We start from the raw sequence: 17149 nt of genomic DNA, 5'->3' as shown, positions 1-17149 counted from the left end.
TCATCCAACCCCATTATAAAGGACTTTTTTATATCATGAAACAGTTAAATTTTTAATGCAACACTAGTGATAGCGATATAAAAAGGTAATAGGTAATGTTTGATAAAACGATGTGGTGCATACTTATAAAAGCACACAACAACATTTAAAGGAGGAGCAATATGTCGCAGGAAGCATTAGGAATGATCGAGACAAAAGGATTGATCGGCTCAATCGAAGCAGCAGATGCAATGGTAAAAGCTGCTAACGTCACATTGATTGGCAACGAAAAAATTGGATCTGGTCTGGTTACAATAATGGTAAGAGGTGATGTGGGTGCAGTGAAGGCTGCAGTAGATGCCGGAATAACTGCTGCCGAAAGAGTTGGAACGGTAGTATCAAGCTATGTTATTCCAAGACCACATACGGATGTTGAAAAAATCTTACCTGTCAAAGGTGATGATGACAAATGAATAGTCAAGATCAATTGATAAACAGTATTTTAAGTAGAGTAATGGACAAAATAGATAATAATAACGAGCAGAACATTTTCTCGAAAGGAGATTTAACTATGGCGAATAACGCAAGCGGTTTAACAGAATATATCGGATCAACAAAAACTGGGGATACAATCGGTTTAGTTATTGCAAATGTAGACTCACAGTTACTGGATGCAATGAAATTGGAAAAATCATATCGATCCATTGGTATTATAGGTGCAAGGACGGGTGCCGGGCCTCATATTATGGCTGCTGATGAAGCGGTTAAGGCTACAAATACAGAAATCGTTCTAATAGAATTGCCTCGTGATACTAAAGGCGGTGCCGGTCACGGCTCTCTGATCGTTTTTGGTGGAGAGGATGTATCTGACGTCAAACGGGCTGTTGAAGTGACCCTTCAAGAAGTGGAAAGAACATTTGGAGATGTCTATGCGAACGATGCTGGACATCTGGAATTGCAGTACACAGCTCGAGCCAGCTATGCCATCAATAAAGCATTTGGGGCACCAGTTGGGAAGTCATTCGGATTGATCGTAGGTGCTCCAGCAGCAATAGGGCTGGTTATGGCAGATGCGGCCGTAAAATCTGCTAATGTCGAGGTCGTGGGCTATGGATCACCCGGTAATGGAGGCACCAGCTACTCAAATGAAGCAATCTTACAGATTACAGGAGATTCTGGTGCAGTTCGTCAGGCAGTTATCTCTGCGAGAGAAATTGGTAAGAAAATGCTGTCCAGTCTAGGAGATGAACCTACCAGTAGTGCTTCATCATACATTTAACAGGAGGTAGTAAATATGAAGTCAAAACGATTTGAAGCTTTAGCGAACAGACCGGTCAACAAGGACGGATTTGTAAAAGAATGGATCGAAGAAGGATTTGTTGCAATGGACAGTCCAAAGGATCCTAAACCAAGCATCCGCATTGAAAACGGAGAAATAGTGGAGCTGGATGGAAAACGTAAAGAAGATTTCGACTTAATCGATAGTTTCATTGCAGCGTATGGTATTAACAAAGAAAATGCTGAAAAAGTCGTCAAGATGAGTTCTCAGGAATTAGCTAACAAACTTGTGAACCCTAATATTTCGCGTTCAGATTTAATTGAGCTTACCTCAGCGATGACTCCTGCTAAGGTGTGTGAAGTTGTCAGCTATATGAACGTAGTAGAAATGATGATGGCTGTCCAAAAAATGAGATCTAGAAAAAAACCAGCGACCCAGTCACATATTACCAATGTACGAGACAATCCGGTTCTGCTGGCAGCAGATGCAGCTGAAGGGGCATTTAGAGGTTTTGATGAACAAGAAACGACTACTGCAGTTGCCCGCTATGCTCCCTTGAATGCCATTAGTATTATGATTGGATCAAATATAGGAAAACCTGGAACTATGACACAATGCGCTTCTGAAGAAGCTACAGAACTAAACTTAGGTATGCGAGGATTCACTGCTTATGCAGAAACTATCTCAGTTTACGGGACAGAAGACGTTTTTACAGATGGTGACGACACCCCATGGTCTAAAGGATTTTTAGCTTCTGCTTATGCTTCTCGAGGTATAAAGATGCGTTTTACTTCCGGTACAGGATCAGAAGTGCAGATGGGATTTGCTGAAGGGAAGTCCATGTTATATCTTGAGGCAAGATGTATCTTCCTGACTAAGGCTGCTGGTGTACAAGGCTTACAAAACGGCTCCATCAGTTGTATTGGTATCCCTGCCGCTGTTCCGTCAGGTATCCGTGCTATTCTGGGAGAAAATCTTATTACAGCGATGATGGATCTGGAGAACGCTTCAGGAAATGATCAGACATTCTCTCACTCCGATATGCGTCGTACTGCGAGATTAATGATGCAGTTCTTACCAGGGACAGATTATATATCTTCTGGCTATTCTGCTACACCGAACTACGATAATATGTTCGCCGGATCGAATACAGATGCTGAAGATTTTGATGATTATAATGTTATCCAGCGAGATCTGAGAGTAAACGGTGGGTTACAACCTGTTACAGAAGAAGATGTTGTGCGTGTAAGAAATAAAGCAGCCAGAGCAATTCAAGCTGTGTTTGACTATCTGGGACTGCCGGCCATAACAGAAGAAGAAATCGAAGCGGCTACTTATGCACATGGAACGAAAGATGTGCCTCACCGTAATGTCGTTGAAGATTTAAAAGGTGCAACAGATATCTTGAATAGAGGAATTACAGGATTGGATATAGTAAAAGGACTGGCTGAAAACAACTTTAAAGATGTGGCGGAAAGTGTGCTGAACCAATTGAAACAGCGTACAGCAGGTGACTTCCTGCAAACTGCCTCAATTTTTGATAAAGACTGGAATGTCATTTCAGCCGTCAATGCTCCTAATGACTATGCCGGGCCTGGTACAGGGTACCGTTTAGACGGAGAAGATTGGGAAAAAATCAAAAATATTCCAAACGCAATTGACCCTAGAGATATTTAGGAGGAGGGATAAACATGACAGAAATTAATGAAAATTTATTACGAACAATTATTGAAGAGGTAATTCGTGAAATGGGAGACAGTAGCGATAAAGTGTCTTTCAAACAGCAGAAAACAGGAGTACCTGCTAATGAAGAAGACTGGCTTAAAAATAGCGGTGAAGCCCAATCCGGCACATCTGAAGATGAAGTAGTCATTGCAGTTGCCCCAGCTTTTGCAGCATCTCAAACAACGAATATTGTCGGTGTTCCCCATAAGGAAATCATCAGACAGATCGTAGCCGGAGTTGAAGAAGAAGGATTAAATGCCCGACTGATCAAAGTTTATAAAACATCCGATGTTGCATTTGCTTCAGTTGAAGGAGACCGTTTGTCAGGGTCCGGGATATCCATCGGATTGCAGTCCAAAGGAACAGCGGTTATTCATCAACGTGAACTGCAGCCACTGTCGAATCTGGAGCTGTTCCCACAGGCGCCGCTATTAACTTTAGAAACTTATCGTGCGATCGGAAAAAATGCAGCTAAATACGCAAAAGGCGAATCACCTACACCAGTGGAAACACTCAATGATCAGATGGCTCGTCCTAGATACCAGGCATTGTCTGCTTTACTGCATATCAAGGAAACTAAAGAAATAAGAAAAGGTACAAATGCACAAGAATTTACTATAAATATATAAGGAAGTGAAATTATGACTACAGAAGTTGAAAACATGGTTAGAAAAATTCTGGAAGATATGAACAATGGGAATACAACTACAACGGTTTCATCATCCACTAGCAAATCAGGTTCAGCTAAACAATCTGATTTTGGAAATGTCACTGTTAAAGATTACCCGATCGCCCAGAAACATCCGGAATGGGTAAAATCATCAACTGGAAAAACATTTAAAGATATTACTCTAGAGAACGTTATGAATGGCAACATTAAGCCGCAGGATGTCCGAATAACTGCCGATATTTTAAAAGCACAGGGAGATATCGCTAAAAGTGCAGGACGTCCGGCAATTACAAATAACTTTTCAAGAGCATCAGAGCTGACATTAGTACCGGATGAACGAGTTTTGGAGATTTATAACATGTTACGTCCTTACCGTGCGACTAAACAAGACCTAATGGATATTGCAAAAGAACTCGAATCGCAATATGATGCGAAAGTTACTGCAAACTTCATTCGTGAAGCAGCTGAAAACTACGAGAAACGCAAGAAATTAAAAGGTGACAACTGACAAATAAAGGAGAGAAATCTATGCATAGAATTGTTGGTGTGGATATTGGGAATTCTTCAACTGAAGCTGCGTTAGCAGAGGTGACACCAACGGGGAAAGTCAATTTTCTGAGTTCCTCCATTGCCAATACCACGGGTATAAAAGGAACCAGGAAAAATTTACATGGAATCTATGACTCCTTGAATATTTTATTGAAAAAAACAGACTTGACTATTAAAGACATCGATTTGATTCGTATAAATGAAGCTACTCCGGTTATAGGAGATGTAGCGATGGAAAACATTACGGAGACTATCATTACTGAATCTACTATGATAGGGCATAATCCAAAAACACCAGGAGGGATAGGTCTCGGAATCGGAGAGACTGTCTCTATCCTGGAATTATTGAATAAGCCTATGGAAGATATATTATATATAGTGGTTGTACCGAAATCTGTAGACTTTTCTTTAGTTGCTCAATTGATCAATGCCTATGAAACAAAGGGATATAGTATCGCTGGAGCTATTCTACAGGCAGATGATGGAGTACTGGTAAATAATCGTCTGAACAGACAAATTCCTATAGTTGACGAAATATCATTCATTGATAAAGTGCCGATGGGTATGCTGGCAGCGGTTGAAGTCGTAGAGCAGGGGAAAGTGATATCTCAACTATCTAATCCCTATGGTATTGCAACAGTATTCAATCTTTCGCCGGAAGACACAAAGAATATTGTTCCTATCGCAAGAGCACTGATAGGAAATCGTTCAGCAGTTGTCATCAAAACGCCTAAAGGGGATGTCCAGGCCAGAACGATTCCAGCTGGAACGATCAGTATTTATGAAAATAGCAGAATTCATACAGTAGATGTTTCAGATGGTTCCGAAAGAATCATGTCTCATGTATCCTCTTTGGATCACATCGATAATGTGATCGGTGAATCAGGAACTAACGTCGGCGGGATGCTTGAGAAAGTGAGAGCAACTATGGCAGATCTGACAGATAAGGAAATGTCGGATGTGTACATCCAGGATTTACTGGCTGTCGATACATTTGTCCCTTTAGATGTCAGAGGCGGACTTGCTGGCGAGTACTCAATGGAACAGGCAGTTGGAATTGCATCTATGGTCAAATCCGACCATCTTCAAATGTTCATCATAGCGAATGAAATTGAGAAAAAGTACAATGTCCCTGTTGAAATTGGTGGAGCTGAGGCAGAATCAGCTATCATGGGAGCTATTACTACACCTGGAACCGATACACCTTTAGCTATTTTAGATTTAGGTGCTGGTTCGACAGATGCCTCGATCATTAACAATCAGGGGAAAATCGTTTCAAATCATCTAGCCGGAGCAGGCGATATGGTGACAATGATAATAGATTCAGAATTAGGGCTTGAGGATAAGTATCTTGCTGAAGATATCAAGAAATATCCGTTGGCAAAGGTTGAAAGTGTCTTTCATATTCGTCATGAAGATGGAAGTGTTCAGTTTTTCAACGAACCACTGTCCCCTAATCTCTTTGCACGAGTGGTAATTGTAAAACCAGACGGGTTTTTACCTATTCCTTTAGAAGAATCGATTGAAAAAATAAGAATTGTGAGACAGACAGCAAAAGAACGTGTTTTCGTGACAAATACTATACGAGCACTGACAAAAGTAAGTCCTACTGGGAACATAAGAGATATTCCATTTGTTGTAATAGTAGGGGGATCTGCTCTGGATTTTGAAATTCCACAGCTAGTTACAGATGCTCTTTCAAAACATGCATTAGTTGCTGGAAGAGGGAACATTCGTGGTGAAGAGGGCCCACGAAATGCTGTCGCTACAGGACTGATACTATCTTACCTGAAAGAGAGGAAGTGAACTATGTCGCTCGTAGAAACTCAAAGACCAGAAATCATCATCAGTCTTCAAAAGATCGTAGATGACGAAACATTAAGTGAAATTTTGTTCGGAATCGAGGAAGAAGGAATTCCTTATTCTATTATCAGAAATGAGAACACGCCTGCAGTAGAAGCAGCACATGCCGCAGCACTGAAATCAAAACTTTCAGTTGGAATCGGATGTTCTGATAGAGAAGTTGTAGTTCATCAGAAAAATTTGAAACTGGAAAATTTTTTCTTTAAAATTTCGGACTATCAATCTAAATCTCCGGAATTAAAGCGAACTTTGGGGTGTAACGCGGCCAGGTTAGTGAAAGGAAATATATTCAAAGTAGAAAAAGAGTTGGAGGTGTCATTTTGAACGATGCACTCGGTTTAATAGAAGTTAAGGGACTGTCATCAGCTGTCAATGTGGCAGATACCATGCTGAAAGTTGCATCAGTAGAACTGTTAGGAATTGAAAAGGCTAATGGATTTGGCTGGATGACAATCAAAGTATCTGGAAATGTCGGGGCTGTAAAAGCTTCTGTAGATTCTGGTACTACTAAAGCGAAAGAGTCTGACGCATTTGTTTCATCAATAGTCATCCCAAGACCTGCTGAAGGGATAAAAGACCCATTCTTAAAAATGAAACAGCCAGAGGATTCATCAGTAGTAACAGGAGATAAGTATAAACCAGAAAAAAAATCTTCAAAACAGACTGTTAAGGATGAAGAGTCCGAAGAAAAGAAGAAAGATGATAAAGAAACACTTAAGGTAACGAGTGTAAAATCAGATTCAAAGCAGACTGAAAAGCCTGACAGTGGCAATAAAAGTGCAACAGCGTCCGGTAAAGATGAAAATGGAACGTCGAGCAATGAAGTAGTGAAAAAAAATTTCAATAAACCTAAAGATTCCAGTAGACAAAAACCCAAGACTAAAAGGACTGTTTCCAGAAGTGAATCGTCTAAGAAAGACAGGGAAGATACCAGCAAGACCGATCAGAAAAGGTTGACTAATAAAACGAATTAAGGAGATGAATATCAATGAATAACGCATTAGGTATGGTCGAAACAAAAGGACTGGTGGCAGCGATCGAAGCTGCTGATGCAATGGTCAAAGCAGCAAATGTCAGCTTGGAAGGGTATGAGAAAATCGGATCAGGATTGGTGACGGTTATGGTAAGAGGAGATGTTGGTGCAGTCAAAGCGGCAACAGACGCTGGAGCTTCAGCAGCTCAAAGCGTAGGAGAACTGGTATCGATTCATGTGATTCCTCGTCCACATAACGACGTAGAGAAAATTCTGCCTAAGAAATAAGGATTTCAATGTATGTATATTCTGAAAGGGTGGATAAAATGAATAATGCACTAGGTATGATTGAAACAAAAGGACTGGTGGCAGCAATCGAAGCTGCTGATGCAATGGTCAAAGCAGCAAATGTCAGTCTGGAAGGGTATGAGAAAATCGGATCAGGTTTAGTAACAATCATGGTAAGAGGAGACGTCGGGGCAGTAAAAGCAGCAACCGATGCTGGAGCAGCCGCCGCCCGAAACGTAGGGGAACTGGTATCGATCCATGTGATTCCTCGACCACATAATGATGTAGAAAAAATTATTTCTAATAAGAATGATGTAAATGGATAGACAGCATCTAAAACAACTGGTTAAAGAAGTTATAATTGAAATGACGAAGCCTGAGATTCCAATAGGGATTTCCAATCGTCACGTTCACTTAAAACAAGAGGACTTTGACAAGTTATTTCCTGACGAAGCTGTAAAGAAGAAAAAAGATCTTAAACAACCGGGTGAATATGCAGCAGAACAGACTGTGACTCTTGTTGGTCCAAAAGGAGAAATTCCTAATGTTCGTCTGCTTGCGCCGCTAAGGTCTTTCAGTCAGGTTGAAATATCTAAGACCGATTCTTTCACACTAGGAATCGACGCCCCGATAAGTCTTTCAGGTGATTTAAGTCAGGCTGTTGAAGTTACCTTGAAGACCAAAGAGGGGTCACTACCTATCAAGGGATGCATTATAGCTAAGCGTCATATCCATATGAGTGAACAGGATGCTGAAATATTTAATGTGAAAAAAGGAGACCTTGTTAAAGTAGAAGTGGACACACCACAACGCAAAACAATTTATGAAGATGTAGTTGTAAGACCTCATAAGGCCTTTGTATTAGAAATGCATATCGATACAGACGAAGCAAATGCAGCCAACGTCTCTCCATCTACAAAATGTAGAATCATATAAGCAAATACGGTCAGGAGGTGGTAAGATGCAGGAGATTGAACTGGCGAATCAAGTTTTGAACAAATTTAATGAAATTGTTAATACCGGCAGAGCGTATCCTTTTGACAAAACAAAAAAAATTAAAATTGGGGTCGATCTAGGAACCTCTTCTATTGTACTTGTTGTACTTGATAATGAGAACCAGCCGGTCTATGGCTCCTTTAGGTACGCTGATGTTATTCGTGATGGCCTGGTTGTCGACTATATTCGCTCTGTGGATATTGTTAGGACTCTCAAAGCAGAAGCTGAAAAGGTACTTGGCATCTCATTAGCAAAAGCTGCAGGAGCTGTACCACCGGGCACTATTGGAAAAAATAAATCAGTTGTCAAATATGTCATTGAAAGCGCCGATATGGAGGTAGAGGACATAGTGGACGAACCGACTGCTGCTTCTTGCCTCCTGAAAATTAACAATGGTGCTGTAGTTGATGTGGGAGGCGGGACAACAGGAATCAGTACTTTTATAAATGGAGAAGTTCAAAATGTATTTGACGAACCGACTGGTGGGACACATATGACACTGGTACTGGCAGGATATAATGGAATATCTTTTGAAGAAGCTGAGAAGTTGAAACGGAAAAAATGCAAGGAAGAAGAGAATTTTCTAGTGATTCGTCCTGTAGTAGAAAAAATGGCTGACATCACACAGAAGGCTTTGCAAAGTAATGGAAATAAGTCTAATTATCCAATTTACATTGTCGGCGGAGCATCAAATTTCTCTGACTTTTCCGATACTTTTTCCAACTATCTAGATAGACCTGTCTTAAAAACGGCTTATCCTCAATTTGTAACGCCTATAGGAATTGCAATGAGTTGCGGAAAAGAGGTAGATTAATGAATGATATTGTTAATAGGGTCATTAGTTTACTGAAAAAGCGAGAAAATAGTGTACTGACGTATGACTTTAAAGTTAAAAATCCTTATTCTAAAGAAGATTTTTTAAAAAATCAGGTCATTCATATTAGAGAAATGAATGTAATAATTCTGCATAAACTATTGAACTTGGAAGAGAATCATTTTGTTTCATGGGTTTTGGATGGTCTTCAATATGGAATCGATTTCCATTTTCATTTGTCTTCTTCGATGTACCAGCTGATTCCACTTGAACTCACAAAATGGCCGATACAAATATATAATGAAAAAAATCAGAAAATCATCATTTGTTCAGAGAAAGCTATCACTTATCAGAGGATGATGAGCTTTACAGATGGTTCTATATTAATTAGGACACAATCTCAAATCATTACAGCATTAGCAGATGAAGCAAGAGAAAAAAAACAAATCAATGTTATTGAAAGGTTCTGATTGCATGCAAATTGGCAAAGTTATAGGCAGTTTGGTGTCAACACAGAAAGATGAGTCTCTGGTTGGCAAGAAGCTTATGGTCGTGCGTATTATCAATAGTGATTCGAGTGAAACTGATCAGGAAGAAGTGGCTGTTGACACAGTCGGAGCTGGAATTGGTGAGTATGTGCTCCTCACAAGAGGAGCGGCTGCCAGAAAAGTCTTTTCTTCTAGTGCAGATGCTGTGGACAGCGCAATCATCGGGATTTTAGATAGTATCGAAAAGTGAGGTGAGATTATGGGAATCTACACTAAGACCGGGGATAAAGGTGAAACCAGTTTATTTGACGGATCCAGAGTAAAAAAATATTCAGACAGGGTCAATACGTATGGCACTATGGATGAGTTGAACTCATTTATTAGTTTGGCAGAGAAAATGGTGAACAGAACTGAAACTAGAGATATTCTAGTAAAAATTCAAAAAACAATGTTTCTCGTTTCTGCTGAAATTGCAACAACAAATATGAGTAAACTCAAAAATAAAAGCGATATCATTGAAGCAGACCATATTGAATTTTTAGAACAAGTGATAGATATATTCTCAAAAGAGCTGCCTAAAGTTACTAGCTTTGTATTGCCCGGTAAATGCGTTTCAGCTGCTCAATTACACGTAGCACGCACCGTCTGCAGAAGGGCAGAACGAGAACTGATCCAATTATCACAGACAGAGACTATTCGTTCTGAACTAATTATGTATTTAAATCGTCTGTCAGACTGTCTTTACATTCTTGCAAGAATAGAAGATGAAGATGATTATATTAAAAAAATTATAAAAAAGGTATCAGAACAGTATGAAAAGGCAGTTAATGATCCTACTCAAAAAACAGAAGCTCAAAATAAAAATCTTTATAGTCAAGCAAGGGAAATGATGGATAAAGCAGTAAATAAAGCGAAAGAGTTAGATATTCCAGTAACGATTGCAGTGGTAGATGATTCCGGGAGACGGATCGCTGAATTTCGTATGGAAGATGCATTATTAGTTAGTCTAGATTTGGCAGTTCGAAAAGCATATACAGCAGTTGCGATGAAGTCTCCTACTCATGAGTTAAAGGATATCACGCAGCCTGAAGCAGATTTATACCAGCTAGAAAGTAACACAGAAGGTAAAATCGTCTCATTCGGTGGAGGCTTACCCATTTATTCAAACGGTAAAATCATCGGGGCTATAGGAGTGAGTGGTGGATCTGTAGAAGAAGACATACTTATTGCAGAAGCTAGCATTTGCTGAGAGAGGAAGGGTCTTTTTAATGGAGAATAAAAAAGAAATAGAAATATTAATTCGGAGTGTTATAAAAGAAATCAGGGAAAATGATGCCATAAATTTCAGCTCCGAAAGGACTTCAAATGGCGATGGGATTTTTAAACAAGTTGATTCAGCAGTTCAGGCTGCCAAGCGTGCCCAAATTTCATATGCTAGTTGTTCATTGGATACACGAAAAAAATTAATTGAGGCTATTCGACTGGAATTGAGACCTTTTGCTGAGGATATTGCACAAAAAACTGTCGATGAAACTGGGATGGGAAGAGTAGAGGATAAGATCACTAAAATCATTTTGTCTCTGAATAAAACACCTGGAACAGAAGATTTGGTAAGTGAAACGATAACAGGGGCAAATGGGATGAAGTTATGCGAACTGACTCCATATGGAGTGATTGGAGCGGTTACCCCGAGTACAAATCCGCCTTCCACAGTGATAAATAATGCTATTGGGATGTTAGCAGCAGGAAACAGCGTTTTTTTTAGTGTACATCCTGGAGCCAAAAAAGTATCCTGTTGGCTGGTAAGTAAAATAAACGAAATTGCCCGTAATGTAACAGGAATCAATAATCTAATAGTCACTATTGAGGAACCGACAATTGAGACAGCCCAGGAAATGATGGAACATCCAGATATTGCAATTTTAGTCGTAACTGGAGGACCAGGTGTGGTCAGACAAGCATTAAAAAGTGGTAAAAAGACAATCGGTGCAGGAGCTGGAAATCCACCAGTTTTAGTTGATGAAACAGCGGATATCAATAAAGCCGGGAGTGACATTGTATGGGGAGCGAGCTTTGATAATAATATACTATGTACTGCTGAGAAAAGCGTTGTAGTGGTAGAGGCTGTTGCGGCTCAGTTGACTGACAGCATGGAAGCTGCGGGGGCATATGTTGTCAAAAATGAAACTGATATTAAGAAATTACTGGATATGACATTGACAGAAAAAGGACCCAACAAGAAATACATTGGAAAAGATGCAAGTATTATATTAGATGATGCTGATCTGCCATACAAGGGATCTCCTAGACTGATCATTATGAAAACAAATAAAAATCATCCTTTTGTTATACAGGAAATGCTGATGCCTATAGTACCTGTAGTTACAGTTGATGATTTTGAAGAAGCAATGGAAACAGTGTATAAGATTGAGCAGAATCTCAAGCATACTGCAACAATGCATTCTCAGAATCTCACAAGAATCAATCAGCTGGCAAAAAAGATGAACACCTCTTTATTTGTTGTGAATGGCCCTTCCTTCGCCGGTCTGGGAGCCTTCGGTGAAGGTCCGACTACATTTACTATAGCAACTCCAACAGGGGAAGGAACAACTTCTGCTCGTCATTTTGCTAGAAAAAGAAGAATGGCTATCACGAGTGGATTTTCTTTGAAATAGGAAGCGAGGAGAAGGAATGAATGTATGGAGTTTGTCTACAAAAGTATTTACGGGAATTGACAGTCTTGAGAGATTGAAAAGTTTAAAAAAGAAATCAATTTTCATAGTGTGCGACCCATTTCTTATAGGCTCTTTAATATTTAAAGAAATAATTACTTTACTGATAGAAAAAGATAATCAGCTACAAGTATATTCAAAAGTGACACCGGATCCCCCAATTACCGAAGTTGTCCAGTGTATGGATGAAATGCAAGGATTTAGACCAGAAGTTGTACTAGCCATAGGGGGAGGTTCAGCTATTGATCTGACTAAAGGTGTCATCTTTTTTTCAGAAAAAATTTCTTCTGTACCAATAGAAAAATTCGTTGTCATTCCGACAACCAGCGGAACAGGGTCTGAAGTGACTAGTGTATCTGTCATAACAGATAATAAGAATGATATTAAATACCCTCTAGTGGATAATAGTATGCTTCCTGATGAAGCTATTTTGAATCCTAAACTAGTGCTCTCATCTCCGCCTAAAGTAACGGCATACAGCGGGATGGATGTTCTGACGCATGCTCTGGAAGCACTGGTAGCGAAAAATGCTGATACGTATACGGACGCATTGGCTGAAAAAGCAATCGAGATTATCTTTGAAGAATTGGTTCGATGCTATGAAAATGGGGATGATCTTGAAAGTAGATTGCTGATGCATGAAGCTTCCTGTTTGGCAGGAATGTCCTTTAATCTAGCAGGTCTAGGTATCTCTCATGCTTTAGCTCATCAGGTTGGCGGAAAATTGCATGTTCCTCATGGATTAGCCAATACAATGTTATTGCCTCATGTAGTTAAATTAAATGCCAGAAATGAGAACGCCAAAAAGAAATATGTTCGGATAATGAAAAGATTGAAACCTGATAAGAATATCGGTTCTGAGGATATGTTGATCGAAAATCTATCTCACAGTATCAAAAGCTTGGCAATCCAACTAGATTGTCCTTTAAGTCTAACGGATTTTGGAATAGAAAAATCTCTATCCAGGAAGTATTTAGATGAAGTAATCAGGAATGCAAAAAAAGATTTTACTTTCAAAACAAATCCAGTGGAACCTTCAGATCAAGAATTAGGTGGAATTTACACATCTATTCACTAGTGTTGCATTAAACTGAAAATTATCGATGCTTGTCTATTGTTAATTAAATCACAATGAGTTTTCGTTAAAAATTTCAAAAAAGTCAAATGCTGGCGCAGCGGATGACTTTTTCCAGAATTTTTTTGACTTATTCAGTTGGGAATAAACCGATTTGCGACTTCTTTCACTTAGTCTGGTTCAACTATTTCCTTAAATAATGCGAACGGTTCATACTGTAACGCTCGCAAATGTCTTAAAATATGGAAAACTGTTTGTTTTAAGTCCAATTCAAGTTTGATGAGTAAGGTCAGTAAGTAGACAATCAGTGCCAGTATGACTTGATTTTCTACACCTTTTTCTGACTTTGAAAAGTAGTTTTTAATTGTCATGTGTTGCTTGATATGCTTGAAAAATAATTCGATCTGCCACCGTGATTGATACATTTTGCTAATCTCTTCAGCTGATACATCCATGCGGTTGGTGATAATCCTTAGATTGGCCTGCTGCTTTCTTTCTATCGTCACAAGCCGAAAGAGACTCGTCAAGTAAACTTGACTCCCCAATTGAACCAATTGATCACTGATAATACCCGTTCCTTTAGGAACGGCTAGATGGGCTTGCACATGTACCTTCGTATTTTTCTTAATTCGAGAAACAAAGAAATATCCATCCCAATGCATTTGATCAAATTGAGCGAAATCAAGGTACCCACGATCAAAAACGTATGTAGCCAGTGGCTGATTAATAAAGACATCTAAGTGCTCATGATCATGTTCAGAAGCTGTAGATACTTCAAACTGTTCAGGGTGCACCCAACTTTCATTCATAAAGCAGACTTTTAAATGTAACTTTATTCCCGCTTTTGTCGGTCGAAAATGTGCCCACGGATAGGAATTTTTGCTAAATGAAAAAGTTGAGGAATCAATGAGATAGAGTTTTTCTTTCGATTTTATCTCCGTCTTTTTATGCACGAGAGAAAGTAAATGATTAAAAATTTCCAGTAATACACTTGGTTCAAGTGCTCGTAGAGCACGAGAAAGCTGAGAGTAACTGATAGAGTCTATCCCCATCACTTTTTTTAAATTCGGATTGACAAGTTGCTGATTTAAGTGTCGTAAACTTTCCGTTTCATCATTGATGGCATACAAAAAGAGCTTTATGGCTTTCATAAATGTCAATTTCTTTGCGTAACGATCAAATTGTTCAATGGCTTGACGAGAATCAGAGCTTAATTGTTCTAACTTAATAGACGAAAACCATTTATTTATGGTCATTTTTGTTTTATACTTATCCATGCGTAGATCCTTTGTATTGGTCTTGGATAAGTCATCCAAGTACTAGTATAAAGGATTTTTTAATATCATGGAACAGTTTAATATTTTAATGCAACACTAGTGACATCTATTATATAAATCAAATGGTCATTAGAGTTTACTTATGCTTTTGCTGATAAGAATTATCGAACAGAAAAACATGAACCTCGACTAAATAAAGGAAAAGAAGGTATTCTATGAAAAAAATATTTGCTATCAATGCTGGGAGCTCCTCATTGAAATTTCAGCTTCTTGAAATGCCCACAGAAATAGTTATTACAAAAGGTATCTTTGAGAGAATTGGCTCATCTGAAGCAGAATTTACCTTAAATTACAATACAGTAAAAAAGCATGAAATATTACCTTTAAGTAATCATCAGGAAGCAGTCGATCACTTATTGGAGGTGCTGGTTACTGAAGGGATAATAAAAACTTTAACAGAAATCGAGGGAATTGGTCACAGAGTCGCACATGGGGGAGAACAATTTCAGGACTCAGCAGTCATAAATGACTCTATACTGAAGACCATTGAGAGTTTAAATCATTTGGCCCCTTCCCACAATCCTGTAAATGTAATTGGCATAAAAGCATTTCAGAGTAAACTGCCTGATACAGTATCGGTGGCAGTGTTTGATACTGCCTTCCATCATACTATTCGTCCTGAAGCATACATGTATCCCATTCCATTTAAATATTATGAAAAATATAATATTCGAAAGTATGGATTTCATGGTACTAGCCACAAATATGTTTATGAGACTTTACTCAAGATTTTGAATAAAGAAAGTGGGGAAGATAGAGTTGTAACTTGCCATCTTGGAAATGGAGCAAGTGTATGTGCAATCGATTCGAACGGGCATTCCGTCAATACATCTATGGGATTCACCCCATCGGCTGGCTTGATGATGGGGACAAGAAGCGGAGATATTGATCCTTCAATTATCCCGTTTTTAATGGAAAGAGAGAAACTGAATTCAAAAGAAATTCTCGATTTATTAAATAAATCTTCTGGTGTGCTTGGAGTTTCTGGTTTATCAAATGATCTTCGTGATATTAAATCAGCGGCAGAAAATAACGATGAACGTGCAAAGTTAGCTCTGAATATGTATGCTAATCGTGTTGCAGATACAATATCTGCTTACGTGTCTCATCTGGGTGGAATAGAAGCGCTTGTTTTTACAGCCGGAGTTGGAGAAAATTCTTCTATGATACGCTCATTAGTCTGTAAAAGATTAGCGTTTTTGAATCTCAAAATCGATGACTGGAATAATAAAAACAATGAAACATTTCTGGAAACTGACGATTCGGCAGTAAAAGTGGCCGTGATCCCAACGAATGAAGAAGTAGTAATAGCCAGAGATGTTGTCAGATTAGGTTTTTGATTCGAGTATTCAAAAGAGGAGGGAAGAACAATTGTCGATTTCTAAGTTACTGAATATTCAGTACCCTATTTTAAAAGGGGTTATGGCACTGATATCCACTCACAAACTTGTCGCAGGGGTTTCCGAGGCAGGCGGGCTTGGAATTCTTTCCTCTATCAATCTGGAAGCAGAAGAATTGAGAGAGGAAATAAGATTAACTAGGGCTTTGACGTCGAAACCGATTGCAGTCAACTTGATGATGTTATCAAAAAACAGAGATCAGCAAGTTAAAGTCATTATTGAGGAGAATATTAAAATATTAACTGTAAGTGCAGGTTCTCCAGTGGTATACATGGAATGGTTAAAAGAAAATAATATTAAAGTGATACCTGTGGTTCATACCGTGCAAAAAGCCCTGGAAATGGAAAAAATTGGAGTAGATGCAATTATTGCGGAAGGCTCTGAATCTGGCGGCTATATTGGTGAATCTTCTACTATGACCTTGATTCCTCAAGTTGTCAGTCAGGTTAAAGTACCGGTGATTGCTGCTGGAGGAATAGCTGATGGCCGTGGACTTGTTGCAGCTTTTGCATTAGGCGCACTGGGTGTTCAAATGGGAACTCGATTTCTTGCAAGTGAGGAGTGCACAATTCCTCCAGGACTCAAATCAGCGTTACTGAAAGCTACGGATACCTCAACGATTGTAACTGGTCGTAAAAAGGGCGATGCTATCAGGAGCCTGAAAAATGAAATGCTCGAAAAATATGTCGACCTAGAATTTTCTGAAACACAAGAAGCTAACCTGGAAGAGCTTACTATCGGATCTTATAGAAGAGCAGTTGTAGAGGGCAACATCGAAACTGGCTCTTTAATGACTGGACAAGTTGCCGGGTTAATCACTGAAATCAAACCAGCTAAAGAAATTGTTGAAGAGATCATGAAAGAAGCTCATGATGTTAGAGAAAGTTTGAAAATTTGATTACTTAACTATTCCTGAATTATTCATACCTCTAAATGTGGATAACTATTTCTATTAAACTCACTGCTTTTTTAGACATTTTT

General features: G+C 39.0%; 20 protein-coding genes. 19 read left to right on the top strand and 1 reads right to left on the bottom strand.

The window, feature by feature from the left end:
• Window positions 1-161: 161 nt before the first annotated feature.
• Genes ABFX15_RS01895 through ABFX15_RS01815 form a run of 17 tightly spaced genes read left to right on the top strand, consistent with a single transcriptional unit; the run spans window position 162 to window position 13434 of the window.
• Window positions 162-452 (top strand): BMC domain-containing protein, encoded by a 291-nt coding sequence (locus ABFX15_RS01895; RefSeq protein ID WP_346023843.1) that lies wholly within the window; start codon window positions 162-164, stop codon window positions 450-452.
• Entirely contained in the window at window positions 449-1258 is an 810-nt protein-coding gene (gene pduB / locus ABFX15_RS01890) for a propanediol utilization microcompartment protein PduB (protein ID WP_346023842.1), read from the top strand. The genes ABFX15_RS01895 and pduB overlap by 4 nt, the downstream gene beginning before the upstream one ends.
• Window positions 1259-1273: 15 nt before the next feature.
• Window positions 1274-2935, top strand: coding sequence for a propanediol/glycerol family dehydratase large subunit (locus ABFX15_RS01885; protein ID WP_346023841.1), 1662 nt, complete (start codon window positions 1274-1276; stop codon window positions 2933-2935).
• A 14-nt stretch (window positions 2936-2949) separates the two neighbouring features.
• Window positions 2950-3612: a propanediol/glycerol family dehydratase medium subunit gene (locus tag ABFX15_RS01880; protein ID WP_346023840.1), complete on the top strand. Its 663-nt coding sequence runs from the start codon at window positions 2950-2952 to the stop codon at window positions 3610-3612.
• A gap of 12 nt (window positions 3613-3624) precedes the next feature.
• The gene (locus tag ABFX15_RS01875; RefSeq protein ID WP_346023839.1) at window positions 3625-4161 is read left to right on the top strand and encodes a diol dehydratase small subunit; all 537 of its coding nucleotides are present in this window, start codon (window positions 3625-3627) and stop codon (window positions 4159-4161) included.
• A 20-nt stretch (window positions 4162-4181) separates the two neighbouring features.
• Window positions 4182-6008 (top strand): diol dehydratase reactivase subunit alpha, encoded by a 1827-nt coding sequence (locus tag ABFX15_RS01870; protein WP_346023838.1) that lies wholly within the window; start codon window positions 4182-4184, stop codon window positions 6006-6008.
• 3 nt (window positions 6009-6011) lie between these two features.
• Window positions 6012-6389, top strand: coding sequence for a glycerol dehydratase reactivase beta/small subunit family protein (locus ABFX15_RS01865; RefSeq protein WP_346023837.1), 378 nt, complete (start codon window positions 6012-6014; stop codon window positions 6387-6389).
• The gene (locus ABFX15_RS01860; RefSeq protein ID WP_346023836.1) at window positions 6386-7039 is read left to right on the top strand and encodes a BMC domain-containing protein; all 654 of its coding nucleotides are present in this window, start codon (window positions 6386-6388) and stop codon (window positions 7037-7039) included. Before ABFX15_RS01865 ends, ABFX15_RS01860 begins: the two co-directional genes overlap by 4 nt.
• A 14-nt stretch (window positions 7040-7053) precedes the next feature.
• On the top strand, window positions 7054-7326 hold the full coding sequence (eutM, locus tag ABFX15_RS01855; RefSeq protein ID WP_346023835.1) for an ethanolamine utilization microcompartment protein EutM: 273 nt from the start codon (window positions 7054-7056) through the stop codon (window positions 7324-7326).
• A 38-nt stretch (window positions 7327-7364) separates the two neighbouring features.
• Window positions 7365-7652: a BMC domain-containing protein gene (locus ABFX15_RS01850; RefSeq protein ID WP_346023834.1), complete on the top strand. Its 288-nt coding sequence runs from the start codon at window positions 7365-7367 to the stop codon at window positions 7650-7652.
• Entirely contained in the window at window positions 7645-8262 is a 618-nt protein-coding gene (locus tag ABFX15_RS01845) for a phosphate propanoyltransferase (protein ID WP_346023833.1), read from the top strand. Before ABFX15_RS01850 ends, ABFX15_RS01845 begins: the two co-directional genes overlap by 8 nt.
• A 25-nt stretch (window positions 8263-8287) precedes the next feature.
• Window positions 8288-9136, top strand: coding sequence for an ethanolamine utilization protein EutJ (gene eutJ / locus ABFX15_RS01840; protein ID WP_346023832.1), 849 nt, complete (start codon window positions 8288-8290; stop codon window positions 9134-9136).
• Window positions 9136-9606 carry a PduM family microcompartment protein gene (gene pduM / locus ABFX15_RS01835; protein ID WP_346023831.1) on the top strand — a complete coding sequence of 157 codons (471 nt, stop codon included), beginning with the start codon at window positions 9136-9138 and terminating at the stop codon, window positions 9604-9606. Before eutJ ends, pduM begins: the two co-directional genes overlap by 1 nt.
• Before the next feature lie 4 nt (window positions 9607-9610).
• Window positions 9611-9874, top strand: coding sequence for a EutN/CcmL family microcompartment protein (locus tag ABFX15_RS01830; RefSeq protein ID WP_346023830.1), 264 nt, complete (start codon window positions 9611-9613; stop codon window positions 9872-9874).
• A gap of 9 nt (window positions 9875-9883) precedes the next feature.
• Window positions 9884-10873 (top strand): cob(I)yrinic acid a,c-diamide adenosyltransferase, encoded by a 990-nt coding sequence (locus tag ABFX15_RS01825; RefSeq protein ID WP_346023829.1) that lies wholly within the window; start codon window positions 9884-9886, stop codon window positions 10871-10873.
• A gap of 19 nt (window positions 10874-10892) precedes the next feature.
• The gene (locus ABFX15_RS01820) at window positions 10893-12299 is read left to right on the top strand and encodes an aldehyde dehydrogenase family protein (protein ID WP_346023828.1); all 1407 of its coding nucleotides are present in this window, start codon (window positions 10893-10895) and stop codon (window positions 12297-12299) included.
• 16 nt (window positions 12300-12315) lie between these two features.
• A complete protein-coding gene (locus ABFX15_RS01815) occupies window positions 12316-13434 on the top strand; it encodes a 1-propanol dehydrogenase PduQ (protein ID WP_346023827.1) in 1119 nt (372 codons plus the stop codon).
• Window positions 13435-13601: 167 nt separating this feature from the next.
• On the opposite strand, the gene ABFX15_RS01810 is transcribed toward ABFX15_RS01815, so the two are convergent.
• The gene (locus ABFX15_RS01810) at window positions 13602-14708 is read right to left on the bottom strand and encodes an IS4 family transposase (RefSeq protein WP_346023826.1); all 1107 of its coding nucleotides are present in this window, start codon (window positions 14706-14708) and stop codon (window positions 13602-13604) included.
• 215 nt (window positions 14709-14923) lie between these two features.
• On the opposite strand from ABFX15_RS01810, the gene ABFX15_RS01805 reads away from it, so the two are divergent.
• A complete protein-coding gene (locus ABFX15_RS01805; protein WP_346023825.1) occupies window positions 14924-16108 on the top strand; it encodes an acetate/propionate family kinase in 1185 nt (394 codons plus the stop codon).
• A gap of 31 nt (window positions 16109-16139) precedes the next feature.
• Window positions 16140-17066 (top strand): nitronate monooxygenase, encoded by a 927-nt coding sequence (locus ABFX15_RS01800; protein ID WP_346023824.1) that lies wholly within the window; start codon window positions 16140-16142, stop codon window positions 17064-17066.
• Window positions 17067-17149 lie beyond the last annotated feature (83 nt).

Origin of the sequence: Alkalibacterium indicireducens, assembly GCF_039522005.1 — a bacterium.
GTDB lineage: Bacteria > Bacillota > Bacilli > Lactobacillales > Carnobacteriaceae_A > Alkalibacterium > Alkalibacterium indicireducens.
The sequence above is the reverse complement of the archived record's forward strand: the minus strand, read 5'-3'. Positions and strand labels throughout refer to the sequence as shown.